The 17,397-nt window shown below is 61.6% G+C and carries 16 protein-coding genes; 10 read left to right on the forward strand and 6 right to left on the reverse strand.

The annotated features are described in order from the left end of the window. Positions 1-90: 90 nt before the first annotated feature. On the reverse strand, positions 91-855 hold the full coding sequence (locus tag CRD15_RS00060) for a hypothetical protein (protein ID WP_187401614.1): 765 nt from the start codon (positions 853-855) through the stop codon (positions 91-93). Positions 856-995: 140 nt separating this feature from the next. Here CRD15_RS00060 and CRD15_RS00065 point away from each other — a divergent pair, with 140 nt between their 5' ends. From CRD15_RS00065 to rpmA, 3 genes are all read left to right on the forward strand, one after another. Further along, entirely contained in the window at positions 996-4,094 is a 3,099-nt protein-coding gene (locus CRD15_RS00065; RefSeq protein ID WP_370546753.1) for an Rne/Rng family ribonuclease, read from the forward strand. Positions 4,095-4,358: 264 nt separating this feature from the next. Beyond that, entirely contained in the window at positions 4,359-4,661 is a 303-nt protein-coding gene (rplU, locus tag CRD15_RS00070; RefSeq protein WP_005296481.1) for a 50S ribosomal protein L21, read from the forward strand. Positions 4,662-4,706: 45 nt separating this feature from the next. Beyond that, entirely contained in the window at positions 4,707-4,973 is a 267-nt protein-coding gene (rpmA, locus tag CRD15_RS00075; RefSeq protein WP_005296479.1) for a 50S ribosomal protein L27, read from the forward strand. Between the two features lie 177 nt (positions 4,974-5,150). On the opposite strand, the gene CRD15_RS00080 is transcribed toward rpmA, so the two are convergent. Genes CRD15_RS00080 through CRD15_RS00090 form a run of 3 tightly spaced genes read right to left on the reverse strand, consistent with a single transcriptional unit; the run spans position 5,151 to position 8,264 of the window. Next, positions 5,151-5,930 carry an ABC transporter ATP-binding protein gene (locus CRD15_RS00080; protein ID WP_187401615.1) on the reverse strand — a complete coding sequence of 260 codons (780 nt, stop codon included), beginning with the start codon at positions 5,928-5,930 and terminating at the stop codon, positions 5,151-5,153. A gap of 3 nt (positions 5,931-5,933) precedes the next feature. Next, complete coding sequence (locus CRD15_RS00085; RefSeq protein WP_034993514.1) at positions 5,934-7,061, reverse strand: iron ABC transporter permease; 1,128 nt, start codon at positions 7,059-7,061, stop codon at positions 5,934-5,936. 18 nt (positions 7,062-7,079) lie between these two features. Next, positions 7,080-8,264, reverse strand: coding sequence for an ABC transporter substrate-binding protein (locus CRD15_RS00090; RefSeq protein WP_034981008.1), 1,185 nt, complete (start codon positions 8,262-8,264; stop codon positions 7,080-7,082). A gap of 219 nt (positions 8,265-8,483) precedes the next feature. On the opposite strand from CRD15_RS00090, the gene obgE reads away from it, so the two are divergent. Then, positions 8,484-9,995, forward strand: a complete 1,512-nt coding sequence (obgE, locus tag CRD15_RS00095) for a GTPase ObgE (protein WP_034966982.1) — start codon at positions 8,484-8,486, stop codon at positions 9,993-9,995. 142 nt (positions 9,996-10,137) lie between these two features. Next, the gene (proB, locus tag CRD15_RS00100; RefSeq protein WP_370546763.1) at positions 10,138-11,397 is read left to right on the forward strand and encodes a glutamate 5-kinase; all 1,260 of its coding nucleotides are present in this window, start codon (positions 10,138-10,140) and stop codon (positions 11,395-11,397) included. A gap of 50 nt (positions 11,398-11,447) precedes the next feature. Here the strand turns inward: proB and CRD15_RS00105 are convergent, their stop codons facing one another. Further along, positions 11,448-11,810 carry a DoxX family protein gene (locus CRD15_RS00105; RefSeq protein WP_034993517.1) on the reverse strand — a complete coding sequence of 121 codons (363 nt, stop codon included), beginning with the start codon at positions 11,808-11,810 and terminating at the stop codon, positions 11,448-11,450. Between the two features lie 165 nt (positions 11,811-11,975). Here CRD15_RS00105 and CRD15_RS00110 point away from each other — a divergent pair, with 165 nt between their 5' ends. Next, a complete protein-coding gene (locus tag CRD15_RS00110) occupies positions 11,976-13,280 on the forward strand; it encodes a glutamate-5-semialdehyde dehydrogenase (protein WP_187401616.1) in 1,305 nt (434 codons plus the stop codon). Positions 13,281-13,338: 58 nt separating this feature from the next. Here the strand turns inward: CRD15_RS00110 and CRD15_RS00115 are convergent, their stop codons facing one another. Further along, the gene (locus CRD15_RS00115) at positions 13,339-14,181 is read right to left on the reverse strand and encodes a YwiC-like family protein (protein WP_187401617.1); all 843 of its coding nucleotides are present in this window, start codon (positions 14,179-14,181) and stop codon (positions 13,339-13,341) included. A gap of 190 nt (positions 14,182-14,371) precedes the next feature. Here CRD15_RS00115 and nadD point away from each other — a divergent pair, with 190 nt between their 5' ends. The 4 genes from nadD to CRD15_RS00135 are packed head-to-tail and all read left to right on the forward strand — an operon-like array spanning position 14,372 to position 17,301. Further along, positions 14,372-15,010 (forward strand): nicotinate-nucleotide adenylyltransferase, encoded by a 639-nt coding sequence (gene nadD / locus CRD15_RS00120; protein ID WP_080719935.1) that lies wholly within the window; start codon positions 14,372-14,374, stop codon positions 15,008-15,010. A gap of 56 nt (positions 15,011-15,066) precedes the next feature. Beyond that, positions 15,067-15,540 (forward strand): ribosome silencing factor, encoded by a 474-nt coding sequence (gene rsfS, locus CRD15_RS00125; RefSeq protein ID WP_034967007.1) that lies wholly within the window; start codon positions 15,067-15,069, stop codon positions 15,538-15,540. Positions 15,541-15,559: 19 nt separating this feature from the next. Continuing rightward, positions 15,560-16,372, forward strand: a complete 813-nt coding sequence (locus CRD15_RS00130; RefSeq protein ID WP_034973297.1) for a histidine phosphatase family protein — start codon at positions 15,560-15,562, stop codon at positions 16,370-16,372. Next, positions 16,372-17,301 (forward strand): DegV family protein, encoded by a 930-nt coding sequence (locus CRD15_RS00135; protein WP_034973295.1) that lies wholly within the window; start codon positions 16,372-16,374, stop codon positions 17,299-17,301. Before CRD15_RS00130 ends, CRD15_RS00135 begins: the two co-directional genes overlap by 1 nt. Positions 17,302-17,397 lie beyond the last annotated feature (96 nt).

Consider the following 17,397-nt stretch of genomic DNA (forward strand, 5'->3'; position numbering starts at 1 on the left):
AAACCGCGGGCGCATCGCGTCCGCGGTTTTTGCGTGTTGCGTGTTAAAGGGGGTGCGTGCTTGGTCGTAGCCGCGGTATTATCCGGCGCATTATCCGCCGTAGTGCTGCTGGAATTTCTGTGAACCTTCTTCCGTCAGTGTTACCCAGTTCAGCGCACCATCGGCGGAGCGCAGCTCGCGGATCTTCACCGCATTTCCCTGCTTGACCAGTTTGTTCAGAGCCTCGTCTGCCTCTTTCGCGGTCCAGCCGTAGTGCGCTAGATCCTCCTTCAGCCTGTCGCTGAGCATCTGCAGCCCGCCCGGCACGCAGCGGCGGCAGTAAAGAAATGCGTGCAGCCACTCCACGGGGGTTTCAATCTTGATGTCCCGATCAAGCTTTTCTGGGGTGGTGTAGCGGGCGGGGCGCCAGGCGTCAAAAGAAATAACCCAGTAGGCAACCCCCACGGTAATGAGTGCGGCAACACCTGCGTAGGCCCACCGACCGCTGCCAACAACCATCGACGCGACCTGGGATAGTCCGAAAACCAACCCCAGCAACAGCACGAGGCGACCTTCCTCCTTCCAGCTGAAGGGGGTGCGGGCGGCCTCGACGTCCGTCTTCATGGGGGAGTAGTCGTTCCCGCGCACGCCGCCCCGTCGCAGGTAGCGCCACCACACCACGCAAGCCACGACGGCGGTGACGAGGATCCCCAGTGCGGGCAGCGGACCGTTTAGCGGCGAACACAGGATCAGCATCATTGCTGCAAACACGATAGCCAATGCGAACTGCGCGCCTTTGTTCGGCTTCATACTGTTGGTTACGTCCGTCAGAACCGCACGATCGAAAGCTTTAGGGGGCTGCGTGGGGGTTGGCATAGCGACTAGCGTAACAGCCGGTTTCGGCGCGTTCGCTGCACTGTCGGGTGGATATGAGACAATGGGTGCAGATCGGATGCCCACAACGATGATGCGGCATTGCGATCGGGCAAACTTTGAAGACTTTAAAAGGAGATTTCGTGGCGACCATCAGCCCGGAAATTGCAGCTCAGGCTGCGAAAATTGATCGAGGAAGTGTGGGGGAGAAGGTTCGCGTCCACACCATTGCCAAGCAGTTGGGGATCCGCGCGACGGATTTCCTGGGCGTACTGGCGGACCATGGAATTGAGGGAAAGAAGACGGCTTCGTCGCTGACTCAGGCGCAGGTCTTTTCTGTTCTGGACGCCCTTAGTTCCACCGATAAACCAGCTCAGGTAGACAAGAAGGCTGCGAAGAAACAGGCAGAGAAGCCTGCGAAAAAGACTGCCAAGAAGGCAACAAAGAAGGCAGCCAAGAAGACCTCGAAGAGGCAGACAAAGAAGGCAGCAGAACAACCTGCCGAAGAGGTTTCTGACAAGGAAACTGCGAAAACTGTCGAGCAGCCAGCAGAGCAGCTGGCGGAGCAACCAGCGGAGATGCCCGAGGACAAGGCGGGGGAGAAGCCCTCTAAGCGGACTTCCAAGCGCACCGCGAAGCGGACGACGAAGCGCGCGGTGAAGAAGACCGCCAAGAACGCGGAGCCTAAGCAGGCCAAGCAGGCTGAGCAGGAAGTGAAGCCGGAGCAGAAGCCCGAGCAGGCGGAAGCACCGGTCGCTAGGGCTGAGGCAAAAAAGGCCCAGCCAGAAAAGGCCCAGCCAGAAAAGGCCCAGCCAGAAAAGGCTGAGGCTGAAAGCTCCGAGAAGAAACCAGTTCGTCGGCGCAGGGTTCGCCGAGTCGTGCGCCGTGTGGGAAGCGTGCGCCAGGCGGAGGAGAGGGCGTCAGAAGAAAAGGGCGAAGAGCAAGACAGTAAACAGGAACACCAGAAGGCAATCGCGCCCGAGGACCTGCACCCTGCTGAGCGCTCCACCGACGACATGGTGGATGAGCCGGTAAAGATGAAGGGCTCCACTCGCCTTGAATCGCAGCGCCGCTGGCGTGCAAAGAACCGTGACAGGAACTACAAGGCCATCACCCGTGCCGAGTTCCTGGCACGCCGTGAGTCCGTCGAGCGCACCATGATCGTCCGCGACTCGCAGCGCACCGACGACAAGGGAATGTTGACGCAGGTCGGCGTGGTGGAGGACGGTCAGCTGGTCGAACACTTCGTCGCGGATGCAACGCACCAGTCGCTGATCGGCAACGTGTACCTCGGCCGTGTGCAGAACGTGCTGGGCAGCATGGAAGCAGCCTTTGTGGACATTGGCACTGGCCGCAACGCAGTGCTGTACGCAGGTGAGATGGATTGGCGTTCGCCGCACCTGCATTCCAAGAGCCGCAAGATCGACCAGGCACTGCGCCCCGGCGACCAGATCCTGGTGCAGGTGTTGAAGGACCCGATCGGGCACAAGGGTGCCCGCCTGACCAACCGCATCAGCTTCGCAGGCCGCTACCTGGTGTTCTTCCCGGCAGGTACGACCGCGGGCATTTCCCGCAAGCTGCCCGTCGGTGAGCGCAAGCGCCTGAAGGACATCCTCGGCGAAGTGATCACCGGTGACGGCGGCGCGATCATCCGCACCGCTGCGGAGAACGCCACGGAAGAGCAGATCACCGATGACGTCCAGCGCCTGCAGAAGCGCTGGGAGGAGATCCAGAAGCTGGAGAACAAGGAGCGCAACTCCAAGGGCTCCAAGCCGGTGACGCTCTACGAAGAGCCGAACATGCTGATCCAGGTCGTGCGCGACGTCTTCAATGCGGACTTCTCCGAGTTGATCATCGACGGCGATAAGTCCTGGCAGGTCGTCCGCGACTACCTGGGACGGACCTCTCCGGAGCTGATGGATCGGGTGCACAAATGGAACCGCGGCAAGCACGACGGCCAGGATGCCTTCGCGCCGCTGGACCTGGACCAGCAGCTGGAAAAGGCAATGGCCCGCAAGGTGTGGCTGCCCTCGGGTGGCTACCTGATCATCGACCACACCGAGGCCATGACGGTCATCGATGTGAACACCGGCTCCTTCGTCGGCAGCGGTGGCAACCTGGAGGCCACGGTCACCGAGAACAACCTGGAAGCGGCCGAGGAGATCGTGCGCCAGCTCCGTCTGCGCGACATCGGCGGCATGATCGTGGTGGATTTCATCGACATGCTGCTGCAGCAAAACCAGGATCTGGTGCTGCGTCGCCTATCGGAATTCCTGGGGCGCGACCGTACCCGCCACAAGCTGGGCGAGGTGACCTCGCTGGGCTTGGTGCAGCTGACCCGCAAGCGTTTGGGCACCGGTCTGCTGGAGACTTTCTCCACCCCGTGTGAGGCCTGCGACGGCCGCGGCTTCATCATGTACCCGGACCCTGTCGAGCAGCAGGATCCGGAGCCGCGCCGCGATCACGGCCGACGCAAGGAGCGCCAGCAGGCGAAGAACCAGGGTAAGCGCCGCGACGATGGGCGTCAGGAAGACAAGCGCCGCGAGGAAAGGCGCCAGGAAGACAAGCGCCGCGAGGAAAAGCAGGGCAACCGGCGTGACCAGGGCAACCAGCGGGCGCCGCAGCACGAGCAGGGAGCCAGCGAGCAGAATGCCAAGGAGCAGGGAGCTAACGAGCAGGGCACCGGCCGTCGTCGCGTGCGGCGCCGTGTCGTGCGCCGCGGCAATCCGCACGCAAGCCAGTCCGCCGAGGACATCAACAGCATCGTTGCCAGCGCCCGGAAGCGCTCCGCGCAGGAGGATCCGGACGAGCCCTCGGCAGCCGATCACGCCGAGAAGCCGGAACGCGCTGAGAAGTCCGAACGCACTGAGACTCCGGCGAAGCGTCGCTGCCGTCGCCGTGTAGTTCGCTCGGCGTCGACTGGCGCGGATTCGGGTCGCTTTTCTCGTTCTTCTGTTAAGGACGCCCACGTTTCCGACGATCAGCCTTCCAGCTACGAGGAAGCAAAACGTCAGTTCGACGAGTCTCCTCGCCGCAAGCGCCGCACGCGTGGTAACTCAAAGTCCGACTTCGCTCCGCGACGGGAGGACTTCGAGGGCAGTCAGGGCCTCGAGGGCAGTGGCAACGGTGGCAGTGGCAACGATGGCGGCGGTGATCGTGGCCGCGATGCCGGTGCGGAATCGGGTGCTCAGAATCCTCGCTCGCGAGGCCGTCGCCGCCGCGTTGTCCGTAAGAAGAACTAGTTCGTGGCGAAAGAAAAGGGATTTGGTTTTTAGCCCCCTGACCGGGTAGTCTTAACCAGTCGCTGTTCGTTCCGCCGGTGACCAGCTTTAACGCGCGCGTCGCCGGGGACTGCGTGAATACATCTTCAACAGCGAGATGTGTTCGCGCGGGAAGCCCTGAGTTTCGGGGGAACGGACGCAGCTAAGCAAAAGTAACAGTCAGGATGCTTCCTTCCCGCAGGGGGCTGCCTGAGCCGATTAGAGAAATTAAAGGGGTAGCCCTACATGTACGCGATCGTCAAGACCGGCGGAAAGCAGTACAAGGTTGCCGAAGGTGACCTCGTCAAGGTCGAGAAGATCGAGGGTGAGCCGGGTTCGTCCGTGGCTCTCACCCCGGTTCTCGTCGTCGATGGCGCAAACGTCACCACCGGTGACAAGCTGGCATCTGTCAACGTCAACGCTGAGATCGTAGAGCACGTCCGCGGACCGAAGATCCGTGGTATGCACTACCGCAACAAGACCGGTTACAAGCGCCGCTTCGGCCACCGTCAGAGCCTCACGGTTCTGAAGGTCACCGGTATCAAGTAAACTACCGAGACACTTCAATAATCTTCCTTAAGGAGGGAGAGACAAATGGCACACAAGAAGGGTGCATCTAGCTCCAACAACGGCCGTGACTCCGAGTCCAAGCGTCTCGGTGTGAAGCGCTTCGGCGGCCAGCAGGTCAAGGCCGGCGAGATCCTGATCCGCCAGCGTGGTACCTCTTTCCACCCGGGTGAGAACGTCGGTCGCGGTGGCGACGACACTCTGTTCGCCCTGAAGGCCGGCGCCGTACAGTTCGCTACCAAGCGCCGTCGCCGCGTGGTGAACATCGTCGAGAACGAGGCTGTCGAGGCCTAAGCCTTCACCAGCATTCGACATAGCTTTCGGCGGAGACCCGCACAGAGCTTAAAGATCCAGTGGACGCAGTCAATGCGTCCACTGGATTTTTTCGTGCCTCGATACAGCCATGAAAGCCATGATTCTGGCCATAAAAATAGCCCCGGCAGGACCGGGGCTTGTCTTGAAGTAGCAATGCTACAAGAGGCTCGGCGCTGACTCCTCGACAGGGCAGATCACTGGCGTGCCAGAATCGTCAAGCACCTTCGCCCGCAGTCCGTAGACCTCTTCCAACAGACCCGGGGTCAGCACCTCGGAAGGCTGCCCCTGCGCCATCAGGCGCCCACGGTGCAGCACAATAAGCTGATCACAGTAGCGCGCCGCCAGGTTCAGGTCGTGAATCGCAATCAGCGCGATCGAATCATTGTGGGATACCTCTCGGCGGATGAGCTGCAGAAGCTCCACCTGGTGCCGCAGATCCAGGGCAGACGTCGGCTCGTCCAGAAGTAGCACCTCGGGCTCGCGCACCAGCATTTGTCCCACGGCGACCAGCTGCCGCTGCCCGCCCGACAGTTCGTGAACATAGCGCGAAGCCAGGTGCGTAATCCCCAGCCTCTCTAGCACTGCGGCCGCTTGTTCCTGTGCGGTCGCGGTGGCTGCCCGGCGCGTCGATCGTTTCGTCGCCACGAGGATCGATTCGAAGGCCGTCAGGGAAGCGCTAGAGAGCAGGTCTTGGGGCACATAACCAATCGCATCGCGCCGGTTACTGCCGGATAGTTCCTCGCCGTTGCTGGTGATGCGGCAGGTGCCTGATGACGCCCTCTGTATCCCAGCGATCGTCTTCACCAGGGTGGATTTTCCCGCGGCATTAGGCCCCAACAGGCCGGTGATGGACCCCGGCTGAAAACCGGAAGCTGATACTCCCTGCAGAACCGGATTCTTGCCGTAGCGGACGTGGATATCTTCGATAGTCAGCATGGGCTAGGACCCCCAGACCGTGCGTCGGCGGACGAACACCAGAATGAGGAAGAAGGGAACTCCCACCAGGGATGTGATGATGCCGATCGGCACCGCCACGCCCGGAACCACAGTGATCGATACCGCGTGTGCAGCGGCCAGCAACAGTGCTCCGGCCGCCATGGATGCAGGGGCGAAGTAGCGCTGGTCCTCGCCGACGAGCATGCGGGCGACGTGGGGGCCGACCAGGCCGATGAAGCCGATCACGCCCGCGAACGCTACCGCGCTGGCCGCCAGTAGGGAGGAGACTACGAGGGTGCTAACGCGCAAGCGCTGGACATTGATCCCCAGCGCCGCCGCGCGATCATCGCCCAGTCGTAGGGCTGTGAGTTTCCACGAGTTCAGGACGGTGAAAGGTATCGCTATTGCCAGCGCACCAACGATGATGGCGTTGGACGTCCAGTTCGCGCGCTGTAGCGAGCCCATCGTCCAGAACACGATCTGCTGCAGTGCTTCGGTCGTCGCGCGGTATTGCATCAGGGAGAGCATTGCCTGGAACAGGAACACCAGCGCAATTCCGAGCAGAATCATCGATTCTGCGCTGGCTCCACGCCACAATGAAGCGCCGGCCACGATAAACACCGCCACCAGCGAGGCCACCCAGGCCACGGCCGCGAGGTTGAACTGCGGGTTGGCCAACACCGTCCAGCCCAACACAATCGATGCGGCTCCGCCGAACGCCGCTGCTGCGGAGATACCAAGGGTGAACGGCTCTGCCAGCGGGTTATCCAGGATGGTTTGCATGTGCGCCCCGGATAGGGAAAGCGAGGCACCGATGAGGACGGCCATCACAGACGCAGGCAGGCGTAGGTTCCACAGGACGGTGTGGGTCGTTTCATCCACCCCGTTGGGGTCGATGAGAGCCTTCCATAGTTCCATCAAACTCAGGTCTATGGGGCCGACGATCGTGGCGATGGCGAAGGCAGCGAAAGCAGCGATGGCCAGTGCGAGGATGGCGAGGATCTTCCGCCTGGCCTGGCGGCGATACTGTTTGACAACCGCGCTGGCTTCGGCCGGAAGTGCAGCATCGCGCCCGTCGGCTATCTCGCCTTCTTCCGTCGATGACTTTTCTGGGATTACAAGATGGGACATGGGGGTTACTTCTTGGGGTTAGCTCTTGGTGGAGGTGAAGAACGTTCCGGAGTACTCGAACGGCAGCCACTTCTTGTGGAAGTCCGCGAAGTCCTTCTCTACGTCGAGGTCCTGGAACAGTTCGGGGTGCAACCATTGTGCGAACTGCTCAAGGGCGAAAACGTTCAACGGGGAATCGTAGAACTGGTGGTAAACCGCGTGCAGCTTGCCCTCCTTGGGTGCCTTCAGAGCATTAAAGCCAGGCGTGGCTAGCAGTCCCTTGAGGGTCTTTTCAGATACGTCAGGCTTGGCAGTGTAGCCGAGCTCCACGTGCGGCAGCACCTCGGGCTTTTCGGGATCCTTGGCCCATGCGCCACCGGTGGCAATGATCTGCTCTGGCTGTTCGGCAAGGACCTTCTCTGCGGTGAGATCCCCGGATTCCGTGTCCAGCAGGTCGTCGCCGATGTTCTTTCCGCCCGCAGCGTTGACCAGATCGCCGAGGTTGGAATTCTTCACAGTTCCGCAGCAGTCCTTCATGCCCGCCGCGCGCCAGACCAGGGTCTTCGGCTTGTCTTTTGCCTTGTTTGCACGGTCGGTGACGTTCTTAACCTTGCCGTCGTAGAAGTCGTTGAACTCCTTGGCCTTGTCTTCCTTGCCCAGGAGCTGACCGTAGAGGCTCATCGTCTTGGTGGTGTTCTCCAGCGGCTTTTGGCGGAAGTCACTGAATACGTACTTCAGTCCAGCCTGGTCCATCTTGTCCAACAGGCCGGATTCTTCGGCGGCCTTCTTGTGATCCAGGGAAAGCACGGTGACGTCCGGCTTGTGGGCAAGCAGATTCTCGACGGTCACATCGCCCTTGGAGATGTTTCCAACGGTCGGGAGATCGCCATACTTGTGATCCACCTTGGAGAGCTTCTCCTCGAAGGTGGGGGCGGCGGAGTGCATGTCGGAGCCGATGGCCACGACGTGCTCCGTCGGGTTTTCCTTGTTCAGAATGGAGGTGGCGAACAGTCCGCGACCTTCTGCGAGGAGGATCTTTTCTGGGCGAGAGTCGAAGGAGACCTGTCGGCCGGTCACGTCGGTGACGGTGATGGAAGAGCCGGACTTTTTCGCATCGGAAGAGTCGCCGTCGCTGGGGTTAGATGCGCCGCAGGCTGCGAGGCCGAGGGCAGCGGTTGCTGCCACGACGCCGACGCAGACTTTGCGAAGCGGAGAAAAACGCATTGTTATTCCTTATGTGAGGGGTACGAGAGCAAGGATTTAACCCACTCTCATGCTTAGCTTAGCCTTACCAGTGGCAAGGGTAGGCTAACTATAGTTCATGTATCTCTGTGTAGGAAACACCGGGTTTAGATTCGCCACCCTTTTAGGCCACCACCCCAAACACAGATAGACTCGGAGCTCGAAGAATTAATTGGGGCGAAAAGAAAGCAAGGGAAAGCTATGCCACAATTCGTTGATCGCGTCGTTCTGCATCTGCAGGCCGGTGACGGTGGCCACGGCTGTGCTTCCGTGCACCGCGAAAAGTTCGTTCCCCTCGGCGGCCCCGATGGCGGTAACGGTGGCCACGGCGGAGACATCATTCTGGAAGTCTCCCCGCAGGTTCACACCCTGCTGGACTTCCACTTTCACCCGCACATCAAAGCCCCGCGCGGCAACAACGGCGCCGGCGATCATCGCCACGGCGCTCGCGGGGAGGACCTCGTACTCCAGGTGCCAGAGGGCACCGTGGTTCTTGACTCAAAGGGTGAAGCGCTTGCCGACCTGACAGGCAAGGGCACGCGGATGATCGTTGCCGCGGGCGGACACGGCGGGTTGGGAAACGCAGCGTTGGCGTCCAAAAGCAGGAAGGCACCGGGCTTTGCGCTGCTGGGCGAACCAGGCGAGGTAAAAGACATCACCCTCGAGCTCAAGTCCATGGCCGACGTCGGGTTGGTCGGCTTTCCCTCGGCGGGCAAGAGCTCGCTGATTTCCGTGGTCTCGGCCGCGAAGCCGAAGATCGCGGACTACCCGTTTACGACCCTCGCGCCGAATCTGGGCGTGGTCAATGTCGGCCACGAGGTTTTCACCATCGCCGATGTGCCGGGTCTGATTCCGGGTGCTAGCGAAGGCAAGGGGTTGGGGTTGGACTTCCTGCGCCACATCGAGCGCACCGCGGTTCTGGCCCATGTTGTGGACGCCGCCTCGCTGGAAGCCGATCGCGATCCGGTCGCCGATATCAAGGCGCTGGAAAAAGAGCTAGCGAACTACCAGGAGGAGCTGGCGAGTGACTCCGGGCTGGGCGACCTGCGTGAACGCCCGCGCGTGATCATTCTGAACAAGATGGACGTGCCGGATGCCTCCGACATGGCGGACCTGCAGGAAGAGGAGCTCAAGGAGTTTGGCTGGCCGATCTTCCGCATTTCCACCATCGCGCACCAGGGCTTGGATGAGCTGAAGTATGCGCTGATGGACATCGTGAAGGAGCACCGCAAGGCGCACCCGGTGGAGGAGAAGCCCGCGCAGGTCATTACCCCGAAGGGACTGCGGAAGCGCTCCGGTGGGCGCTTTGCCGAGTTCGAAGTGGAAGCCGACCCATCTGCCGAGGATGCCTTCATCGTCCGCGGCGAAAAGATCGAGCGTTGGATCCGCCAGACCGACTTTGAGAACGACGAGGCCGTGGGTTACCTGGCCGACCGCCTGGCCAAAGCCGGTGTGGAGGAAGCGCTGTACAAGGCTGGCGCCGACGCGGGCAGCGAGGTGACCATCGGGGAGATCACCTTCGAGTGGGACCCGCAGACCGCCGCGGGCGTGGACGTCATGCGCAGCGGACGCGGCACCGATATGCGCCTGGAGCAGAACACCCGCGCCACCCCGGAAGAGCGCAAGCGTGCGTCCCAGGCTCGCCGTGGCCTGATCGACGAGAACGACTTCGGCGACGGGGAGATCGCAGAGCGCGAGCGCTGGCAAGGCTAGCGCTGCCGTTGCCCCCAAACCGCACCGGGGGCGAGCGGCGGCTGGCATACTGGAACGTATGTCATCCTCCGAATCCGACGTTGCAGCCGATAAAGAGTTCAGTTCAGCCCAGTCCGCGTTTAGCTACGCGGGGCCGGGGGAGATGACTCCCGAACCAGTGAAGCCAGTGCCTACCTACGGGCAAAGGCCAGTGCATGAGCCGGGTCCGGTGGTGCCCGCGACATCCATTGAGTTCCCCGAACCGGAAGCGGATGAAGACGATCCGGCGATGGGGCACGATTCCTCTGTTCGCAGCGATATCGCTCACGCCCGCCGCTTGGTAGTGAAGATCGGCTCGTCCTCCCTGACCGATGACGACGGCCGTGTGGATCCGAACCAGATCGACATGATCGCCGATGCGCTGGAGGCACGCATGGCGCGCGACACCGACCTCATCGTCGTTTCCTCCGGTGCTGTGGCCTGCGGAATGGGCCCGCTGGAGCTTGCCCAGCGCCCCACCGATCTGGCCACTAAGCAGGCCGCCGCGTCTGTTGGCCAGGTGCTGTTGGCCCAGGAGTGGGCGCGTAGCTTCGCCCGTTACGGTCGTACGATCGGCCAGGTTCTTCTTACTGCTTCGGACGCCGCAGAACGCGACCGGGCGCGCAATGCCCAGCGAACGATCGACCGTCTGCGCCAGCTGAAGGCCGTGCCGATTGTCAATGAAAACGATACGGTCGCTACCTCTGAGATGCGCTTCGGCGACAACGACCGCTTGGCCGCGTTGGTGAGCCACCTGGCGTTCGCGGATGCGTGCGTGCTGTTGTCCGATGTGGACGGCCTGTATGACCGCAACCCGGCCGAGCCGGGGGCACAGTTCATTGCCGAGGTGAAGTCTTCCAAGGACTTGAAAGGCGTGGTCGCTGGAGACGGTGGGCGATTGGGTACAGGTGGCATGGCAGCCAAGGTATCCGCCGCCCGCTTGGCTTCCCGTGCGGGTGTGCCGGTGCTATTGACCTCTACAGATAACATCGGCGCAGCCCTGGATACCGCGGAGGTAGGAACCTGCTTCTGGCCGGATCAGGATCGCCTGAGCGCGTGGAAGTTCTGGGTGCTCTACGCCGCGGATTCGCATGGCCAGCTGCACCTGGATGCCGGTGCGGTACGCGCAGTGACGGAGGGGCACAAGTCCCTGTTGTCGGTGGGTATCACCAAGGTCGAGGGCGACTTTTCGCAGCGCGACGTGGTGGATCTGGTGGGGCCGGATGGAAAGATGATTGGCCGCGGCGAGGTGGCCTACGATTCCGCAATGCTCCACGACTTGATCGGCCAATCGACCTCCGACTTGCCGGAGTTCGCCCGCAGGCCGGTGGTGCACGCCGACTACATGTCCCATTACGCTAACCGAGCGCAGCTAAAGGGCTAGTAGGTAGTAGGGCTGTGGGGCCTCGGCCCGGGGGGCTAAGCTGCGCTTAGCTACTTGGAGGCCACATTGAGGGAGAGGACGCCTGCGCTAAGAGCCGTCATTCCCAGGCAGTTGATCCAGAATTCTGATCCGAGGAAGTTCGCCTTAATGTGAGCGATGATTGCGGAAAGGAAATAGCCCAGTACACCTACTGAGACGGTTGTCGCGACTGAAGCGTTGCCGGTAGCCGCACCGTAAACCAGGCCTGTGGCTGCGAGAGACTTGATCGCGATCAGCGTCCACCACCAATCTTCGGGGAACTTAACGCCCTCCAGGCAACGGCGTATGAACTTAGGTGGCTTGACGGAAATCAATGCGTCACCGGCGAGAACGGCGGCCAAAAGGTAGCTGCCACCTGTTGCTAGGGAACTCATTCGGATTCCTTTCTGCGAAGATCGAGGTCAGAGCGATACATGAAAGTACGCCTTGTCTTCGGAGAAGTGGACTTTAAGCCACACTACTCTCAGAAAGCCAATGCTGTTTCCGGTTTCCATGCAACACGGCGCAGCTTAGGGGCTGGTTCGCTAGCATGGGTTGGTATGACAAACTCCAACGACGCTAAAGAGAACGCTCTTTCCCCGGAACGCCAGGCAGAACGCGACGAGGTTCTAGCCAAGGCTAAAAAGGCCAAGGAGGTCAGTTCCCAGCTGCTGCTGAACACCCAGCAGAAGAACGATCTGCTGGCAGACGCGGCAGATGCGCTGGAGGCTAACGCGGCTGACATCATCGCCGCCAACGAGAAGGACATTGCAGCGGGCAAGGAGCGCGGCTTCGCCGACTCCCTGCTGGACCGTCTTGCCCTGGACACTGAACGAATTTCCGGCATCGCTGGCGGCCTGCGCCAGGTCATCGGGCTATCAGATCCCGTGGGCGAGATCGTCCGCGGACACACCCGACCCAACGGCCTGCGCATGAAGCAGGTGCGCGTGCCGCTGGGTGTGATGGGCATGGTCTACGAAGCTCGTCCGAACGTCACTGTCGATGCTTTCGGCCTGGCCATCAAGTCCGGCAACGTGCCACTGCTGCGCGGCTCGAAGTCCGCCCGCCACACCAACGAGAAGCTGGTGCAGATCCTGCAGGACGTGGCTGAAAGCCACGACCTGCCGCGGGAGCTGGTGCAGCTGCTGCCTTGCGATACCCATGACTCGGTGCAGGACCTGATCACCGCCCGTGGCCTGGTGGATCTGGTTATCCCGCGCGGTGGCGCGGGGCTGATCAACGCTGTTGTGCTGGGCGCTACCGTGCCCACCATCGAGACCGGTACGGGTAACTGCCATTTCTACATCGACTCCTCTGCGGACATCGAGGAAGCCACCAAGCTGGTTATCAACGGCAAGACCCGCCGCTGCTCCGTGTGCAACGCCACCGAGGTTCTACTGCTGGATTCCGCCCTGCCGGACCCGGACAAGATCCATGTTCTGGAGGAGCTGCAGAAGGCCGGCGTGACCCTGCACGGTGAGAAGGATCAACTGGATCCGTTGATCAACGACGTCGTCCAGGCAGAAGAAACCGACTGGACCGACGAGTACCTGAGCTTCGATATCGCCGTGGCCATCGTCGATGGCGTGGAGGAGGCCGTGACCCACATCAATCGTTACGGAACCAGCCACACCGAGGGTATTGCCGCCCGCGACTACAAGACCACCAGCTACTTCGAGCAGTACGTCGACGCAGCCGCTGTCTCCATCAACACCTCCACAGCCTGGACGGACGGAGAGATGTTCGGCTTCGGCGCGGAGATTGGCATCTCCACCCAGAAACTGCACGCCCGCGGACCTATGGGCTTGCCGGAGCTGACGAGCACCAAGTGGATCATCAACGGCGAAGGCCAAGTTCGCCCCTAAGTGCCGCTTTGGCGCCAGCTTTTCCGGTTGAGAAGTGGGCGTCATAAAGAAAGAACAGCTACACCACGAGGGTCAGGCTCGCGCCGAGCGCCAGAACCAGACAGAGGGGGATTTCCCACATACCGACCTTCTTAGGAGTCCACTCGCGCGGGTTAGCCTTCGCGATCGGTGGGATCAGCTTGGCGCGAAGGTCGGCCGCGGCCATCAACAAGATCATCAGGGGACCGCTGGCTGCATAGCCGCCGTCGAGAGCAGCCGCGACAGAGGTGATCAGCGTAAGCAACAAAGCGATCCGGTGATAGCGCAGGGACACACGCTCGAAGGGAGCGTTGTCGCGCTCGCGGATGATCGTCTTTACATAAAAGATCGTGCCGGTGAAATACAGGCCGATGATCAGGGTCGTCACCCAAATGGCCACCGGAGCCTCGCTGAAAAACCACGGCAGAACGGAAAAGCCACTGGCCGAAACAGCGACTATGTACATCAAAGCGCTGGCCACCGTCGTGGAAATGCCGGAGATGAGGCTGCGGGGGCGGCGTCGAAAAATTTCCATCACAGCGACCGCGATCAGCGGGATAAACGCGACTGCCCACCACAGCAAACGGGGCTGCAAGAACAACACCACAGCGCAACACGCGATCGTCAGCGCAGCGTACGTGAACAGTGGCCAAAGGTAAGCACGGCGACGGGACGGGGCACGGGTCTTAAACCACAGGCCGAACGCGAAGAAGGCCGCGTAGCCGAAAATCCAAGCTAAAGGCATGAACGTCAGCGCCAGCCACTGCACCGGGTTGCCATAGGAAGGGACGATGACAGCGGCGGTGATCAGGCCGGTGACTATGGGCAAAAGAAGCATTGCCCATGCGCCATGCTGGTTTGGAACCCACGGGTTGGTACTCATTTCTAGCGCGGAAACTCCCTGATCTTTGACCTATAATTCTGGGCAACAAAGCACGTGAATGGCACTTGGTGCTCGGCATTGGGTGCCCTGTACTGAGTGCCCAGTTCCCATATTCCTCCAGACTAGAATCTTCCCGACCCGATGGGAAAGCCCCGGGTGGCCGTGGAAGCCGAGAAAGCAGAAAAGTACTGTGCAAAAAACTACGACACAGCCCACCAGAGTCGGCATCATGGGCGGGACCTTCGACCCGATCCACAACGGCCACCTGGTTGCAGGCAGCGAGGTCGCGGATCTGTTCGACCTGGATGTCGTTATCTTCGTGCCCACGGGGCAACCCTGGCAGAAGAAACACAAGCGGGTGTCCGCCGCGGAGGATCGCTACCTGATGACGGTCATCGCGACGGCCTCGAACCCCCGCTTCCTGGTCTCTCGGGTGGATATCGACCGAGGTGGCGATACCTACACGGTCGACACCTTGGCGGATATCCGCGCCCAGTACCCAGAGGCCGAGCTGTTCTTTATTACGGGCTCCGATGCGTTGCAGAAGATCGTGACATGGCGGGACTGGGAAAAAACTTTCGACCTGGCGCACTTTGTGGGTGTGACTCGCCCCGGCTACGAGCTGCCGGCGGGCGATGGCAGCGGCGACGATCCCCTGTCTAGGGAAGTCGCGGCGGGGCGCTTGTCGCTGGTGGAGATTCCCGCCATGGCCATTAGCTCCACCGACGTGCGCGAGCGGGCGTCGGAAGGCCGACCGGTGTGGTACCTGGTGCCCGATGGCGTGGTGCAGTACATCGCCAAGCACGGCATGTACGTTTCCAGCGAATAGCTGGTGGGTTGCTAGACTGAGTGTGTTTTTAATCAAGCAAGAAGGGCTGAATTTTTTTGACTGCTACCGCAGAATCTATCGCGCTCGCCGGAGTAGCGGCGCGTGCAGCAGCCGAGAAGCTGGGGGAGGACATCCTGGTTCTCGACGTCTCTGACCGCCTGGCTATCACCGATGTGTTCGTCATCGTCAGTGGCGATAACGAGCGCATGGTTAACTCCATCGTCGACGAGGTGGAGTACGAAGTAGGCCAGGATGGCCCGAAGCCAACCCGTCGCGAAGGCCGTGGCGAGGGGCACTGGGTGCTGCTGGACTACGGCAATGTCGTCGTGCACGTCCAGCGCAAGCAGGAGCGCGAGTTCTACGCGCTGGACCGCCTGTGGCGCGATGCCCCGCAGATCGAGGTCGAGGGCGTAGAACAGCTGGATCGTGGCGGAAACTGGGATGCCGATGCAGAGGTAGACATCCTGGAGGCCAGGAGCATCGACGACCTGCCGCTGGCCGGCCCCACGCCGGACGCAGACGAGCTTTAAACCCCGGTAGTTTCTGATCATGGGCGAGCGCAGGGTCTATCTGGTCCGTCACGGACAGACGGAATACAACGCCAAAGGGCGGATGCAAGGCCAGTTGGATACGGATCTGTCCCCGGTAGGGGTACAGCAGGCTAAGGTCACGGCGCAGATGCTGGAGGATAAGCGCATCGCCCGGGTGATCTCCAGCGATTTGAAGCGCGCCTACGATACGGCACTGATCCTCGCGGAGCCTTTCGGCTGCGAGGTGACGACCGACCCTCGCTTGCGGGAGACTGATCTGGGGCAGTGGCAAGGCGCCTCGCGCGAAGAGGTCGACCGTGATTTCCCTGGTCAGCGCGCGTATTGGCGCCACGATCCGCTGTGGGCGCCGCCGGGTGGCGAAACGCGCCTGGAGGTAGCCGAGCGCGCCCATGCCGTGATTGAAGAGATCATGGCGACCGATGTCTTCGACGAAGGCGATGTGATGATCGTCGCCCACGGCGGAACGATCGGCGCTTTGACTGCCCGTCTGTTGGATCTGCCGAGCCGTTACTACCCGGTGTTCACTGGCCTGGGCAATGCCTGCTGGTCGCAGCTGCTGGCCCGTCCCCGCTTTACCGGCGAGGCCACGGGAACCACGCCGGTAGCCATTGATGGTTCGACGGTGCCGTTGGTGCCCTCTAGCCGTCCCGATTGGTGGAAGCTGCCGCAGTGGCACCTGGAGGGATGGAATTTGGGCGTGGCCACCGACGCAAGCCCGGATGAAGGTGCCCTTCCAGGTAGTAGCCCTGTTTCTTCTACTCATGACGCCACCGCCTCCGCCCCGCACGATCCCAGCCAGGGGAGGGGCTAGTGGCTGTCCAGATTGTCACTGATTCTTCCTGCTGCTTGCCAGAGGACCTTGCGAAGAAGGCAGGCATCACCGTGCTGGATCTGCACGTGGAAGGCGAGGGCGAAGAGCAGACCACCGCCAGCCTCAGCAGTTTGGAGCTGGCCGCGAGCTATGCGCGCCTGATGGAGCGCGGCGGCGATGCGGGCGTGGTGGCGCTGCACCTGTCCAAGCAACTGTCCGCGACTTTCGCCAACGCTTCCGTGGCCGCGGGAGTTTTCGAGGGCAAGGTGCGGGTGCTGGATTCGAAGAACATCGGGATGGTTTTGGGCTTCGCCGCGCTGCGTGCCGCCGAGGCCGCCCGGGAGGGCGCGGATCTGGATGCGGTGGTGGCTGTGGCGGAGGAATCGCTGAAGAACTCCTCGCTGTGGCTGTATGTTCATGAGCTGGATGTGTTGCGCAAGGGTGGGCGGCTGTCGGTGGGGCAGGCGCTGTTGACCTCCACGCTGGCGATCAAGCCGATCCTGCAGTTAGCGGAGGGCAGGCTGACGTTGGCGGCAAAGACCCGTACCCAGGTGAAAGCCATGGATAGGGTGGTGAAGTTGGTGCGTCAGCTGGTCATCGACGAGGCCGTGGCGGCCAAGGGAAACCCCCGCGATGTGAAGATCGCCGTGCACCACAGCGACGCGGAAGATCAGGCGGTGGATCTTTCTGCCCGGATCGGGGAAATGGTTGAGGAACTGAACCAACTGGAGGCACCAACCGAGCCTCCGGAGCCGCGGGCCCATGGTTTGCGCCGACAGGTACGAGTGGAAACCTGGCAGTCTTTGCCGCAGGTGGAGGTCAGCATTGTGACCATCCCGGAGGTTCTGCAGTTGCACGTCGGCCAGGGGGCATTGGGCGTGGCAGCGACGATGTGGGAGAACTCGACGTCGGACTCGCACTCGGACTGAGTTTCCACAGGCAAGGAGTTATCCACAGCCTTCTGGGGCTTTGATCTCTAGACGGCAAGGGCACGGCGCTGACCGTCCCGCCGGTGTGCTGTGATC

It is taken from the genome of Corynebacterium sp. LK28, assembly GCF_014335105.1.
In the GTDB taxonomy this organism is placed as follows: domain Bacteria; phylum Actinomycetota; class Actinomycetes; order Mycobacteriales; family Mycobacteriaceae; genus Corynebacterium; species Corynebacterium macclintockiae.

Bases quoted from the DNA above. Each gene is read 5' to 3' on its own strand.
- CRD15_RS00060 (WP_187401614.1), bottom strand. From the start codon at position 855: ATGCCAACCCCCACGCAGCCCCCTAAAGCTTTCGATCGTGCGGTTCTG.
- rplU (WP_005296481.1), top strand. From the start codon at position 4,359: ATGTACGCGATCGTCAAGACCGGCGGAAAGCAGTACAAGGTTGCCGAA.
- rpmA (WP_005296479.1), top strand. From the start codon at position 4,707: ATGGCACACAAGAAGGGTGCATCTAGCTCCAACAACGGCCGTGACTCC.
- CRD15_RS00080 (WP_187401615.1), bottom strand. From the start codon at position 5,930: ATGCTGACTATCGAAGATATCCACGTCCGCTACGGCAAGAATCCGGTT.
- CRD15_RS00085 (WP_034993514.1), bottom strand. From the start codon at position 7,061: ATGTCCCATCTTGTAATCCCAGAAAAGTCATCGACGGAAGAAGGCGAG.
- CRD15_RS00090 (WP_034981008.1), bottom strand. From the start codon at position 8,264: ATGCGTTTTTCTCCGCTTCGCAAAGTCTGCGTCGGCGTCGTGGCAGCA.
- obgE (WP_034966982.1), top strand. From the start codon at position 8,484: ATGCCACAATTCGTTGATCGCGTCGTTCTGCATCTGCAGGCCGGTGAC.
- proB (WP_370546763.1), top strand. From the start codon at position 10,138: ATGACTCCCGAACCAGTGAAGCCAGTGCCTACCTACGGGCAAAGGCCA.
- CRD15_RS00105 (WP_034993517.1), bottom strand. From the start codon at position 11,810: ATGAGTTCCCTAGCAACAGGTGGCAGCTACCTTTTGGCCGCCGTTCTC.
- CRD15_RS00110 (WP_187401616.1), top strand. From the start codon at position 11,976: ATGACAAACTCCAACGACGCTAAAGAGAACGCTCTTTCCCCGGAACGC.
- CRD15_RS00115 (WP_187401617.1), bottom strand. From the start codon at position 14,181: ATGAGTACCAACCCGTGGGTTCCAAACCAGCATGGCGCATGGGCAATG.
- CRD15_RS00130 (WP_034973297.1), top strand. From the start codon at position 15,560: ATGGGCGAGCGCAGGGTCTATCTGGTCCGTCACGGACAGACGGAATAC.